Annotated in this window: 2 protein-coding genes; both read right to left on the bottom strand. The window is 47.9% G+C overall.

From position 1 onward, the window contains the following. Positions 1 to 73 precede the first annotated feature (73 nt). Positions 74 to 1,552: a flagellar biosynthesis protein FlhF gene (gene flhF, locus QTO00_RS17805; protein ID WP_331425969.1), complete on the bottom strand. Its 1,479-nt coding sequence runs from the start codon at positions 1,550 to 1,552 to the stop codon at positions 74 to 76. Between the two features lie 29 nt (positions 1,553 to 1,581). After that, a partial coding sequence (locus QTO00_RS17800; protein ID WP_331425968.1) for an FHIPEP family type III secretion protein occupies positions 1,582 to 2,734 on the bottom strand: 1,153 nt, incomplete at its 5' end.

Genomic DNA, 2,734 nt, shown 5'->3' with positions numbered 1-2,734 from the left:
CGAAGGCTGTGTCAAACGTCGTAATCCGCTTGCTTGGTCTTGTATCATTTCTTTAGTCATAATCGTCCGCCGCCTAGAACCTTTCAGCTTCGCTGTTCCAGAAGTGAGGCTCATCATCTGTCGACTTCTCTAATAATTCGTTTGCTTTAGCGACCATGTATTTCGGTTGCGCTATCACAATATCTTCGGGGACTCGCTGTCCGTTCGCTATGTATGCAACTGGCAGAGAGTTCTGTACGACAACACTCACAAACTCACCTAAGCTCAGAGATTCATCGAGCTTAGTCATGATGCACCCGGACAAGGGTATGCGTTTAAAGTGGTCGATTGTTTCTTGAAGCACTTTCCTTTGCGCTGTCGCGGGCAACACCAAGTAGCTATGAATCGTTTCTCCACTTTCATGCATAAGCGTATCTAATTGCTCAGATAGCCTTACATCACGTTGCCCCATACCTGCGGTATCAACCAGAATTAGGCGACGATTCCTTAATTGATATATTACATCGGCTAACTCATTGGAATCTTTAGCGACTTTTACAGGGCAACCCATAATTCTTCCATAAATCGCGAGTTGCTCGTGCGCACCTATCCGGTAAGTATCGGTTGAAACCAAAGCGACATTGTCAGCACCAAACTCCATCGCAGCCCGTGCGGCCAACTTCGCTACCGTCGTTGTCTTACCTACACCCGTAGGTCCTAATAACGCAACGATACCGCCACGCTTTAAAATATCTTGTCGAGAAATTGGTATCTGATCAGAGACTAAGCCTAGCAGCGCTTTCCAAGCCTTAGTTGGAGGCGTATCTTCAGGAATGTAACAAGCTAACTGGTCAGCGAGGTCAGAGGAAACACCCATGCGTTCTAGGCGTTTAATCAACATAGCGCGAAGGGGCTCGCGGCGCTCAACCTCTTGCCACATGAGACCGGAAACTTGATGCTCAAGAAGCTGACGGATAGAGGTCATCTCCTCTTTCATCTCTTCGAGGTCTTCATTAGACACAGAAGAATCTTCGCGGCGCTGACGCTCGTATCGAGTCGGGTCCAGTTTTGCTGCGGGTCTTTCTATACGTCGATCTTCAGCGATAAGACGCGCTAATGGCGAGTCTTCTTTGATTTGTACGTTCTCTCGAGGGTCTGTGCGTGAGGCTGACTGTCTTTTCAGCAGTGCCGATAGTGAATCGGGATTGTCCTCACGCTCGCGACTATCTGCCTCGTTGCCACTATATTGCTGAAGCATGCTAGCAAAACGCTTAGTCATCGAGTTTCCAGAGCCACCTTGAGACTGCAAACTAACGCGATCATCATCGAGAGCACGTTGATTAGGCGTAGGGATACTAGCAGGAGCCTGGCGAGCAGGTGCGTGTCTTGGGTTCGAACTGTAGCTACCACCGCTCTGCCGCTTGGCACTATCCGCGCCATCCACAGCAGCAACGATCTCTACACCACCCGCGACTTTTTTATTTGACATGATAACCGCGTCATCACCTAACTCCCCTTTTACTTGAAGTAAGGCGGTGCGCATATCCTTGGCAAAAAATCGTTTAATCTTCAAATTAAGTACCGTATATCAACGTATTAGCTCTAGTTTCCAACAGCCTGAACAATGCGAATTTGTTTCTCGTCAGGGACTTCTTGATAAGAGAGAACTCTTAATGAAGGAATCGTATTTTTAACAAACTTGGCTAACGTAGAACGCAATACACCCGATGTTAGAAGCACTGCTGGTTCACCTTTTAGCTCTTGCTCTTGTGTTGCCTGGCTTAAAGATGATTGTAGTCGCTCTGCCAAACCTGGCTCAATTCCCGCAGATTCCCCGCCAGAAGCCTGCATGGTCTGATGCAATATTTGTTCCAGCTCAGGAATAAGGGTAATAACTGGCAGTTCTGGCTCTATACCATTGATTTCCTGAACAATTAAGCGTTTCAATGAAATGCGCACAGCCGCTGTGAGAATGTCGGGTTCTTGACTCTTACTTGAGTATTCCGACAAGGTTTGAACGATAGTTCGGATATCTCGAATTGGAACGGCTTCATTGAGGAGATTCTGCAAGACTTTTACCACCACACCCAACTGAAGTTGATCAGGCACAAAGCTCTCCACCAACTTAGGTGTACTACGACCGAGCATTTCGAGTAGATTTTGCACCTCTTCATGACCAATCAACTGCGAGGCATTGTTGGTCAGCAGTTGGCTAAGGTGCGTCGCTAATACAGTTGAGGAATCAACCACCGTATAGCCGAGTGCTTGAGCATGTTCACGCTGATCTTCTTTTATCCACACCGCCTCTAAACCAAACGCAGGGTCAATGGTCGGTTCCCCTTCGATCATGCCGTAAACCTGTCCAGGGTTGATCGCCAACTCCATATCAGGTCGAATTTCAGCCTCACCTACCGCAACCCCCATCAGGGTAATACGATAGCTGTTTGGCGTTAACTCTAGGTTGTCACGGATATGAACCGCCGGGATCAAGAAGCCGAAGTCTTGCGACAACTTCTTACGTACCCCTTTTACACGCTCTAACAGCTCTCCGCCTTGGTCTTTATCCACCAAAGGAATCAAGCGATAACCAACCTCAAGACCAATAATGTCGACAGGTTGAACATCATCCCAAGATAGCTCTTTCGGTGTTGCCGACTCTTGCTCGACTGTCGCCGGAGTACTTGGTTGTTCAGCCGCTTTTTTCTGCTTACGATGAATCCAGAACGCAGCACCACCAGCAATAACCGCAAGTAAC

Origin of the sequence: Vibrio sp. M260118 (genome assembly GCF_036533755.1) — a bacterium.
GTDB lineage: Bacteria > Pseudomonadota > Gammaproteobacteria > Enterobacterales > Vibrionaceae > Vibrio.
The sequence above is the reverse complement of the archived record's forward strand: the minus strand, read 5'-3'. Positions and strand labels throughout refer to the sequence as shown.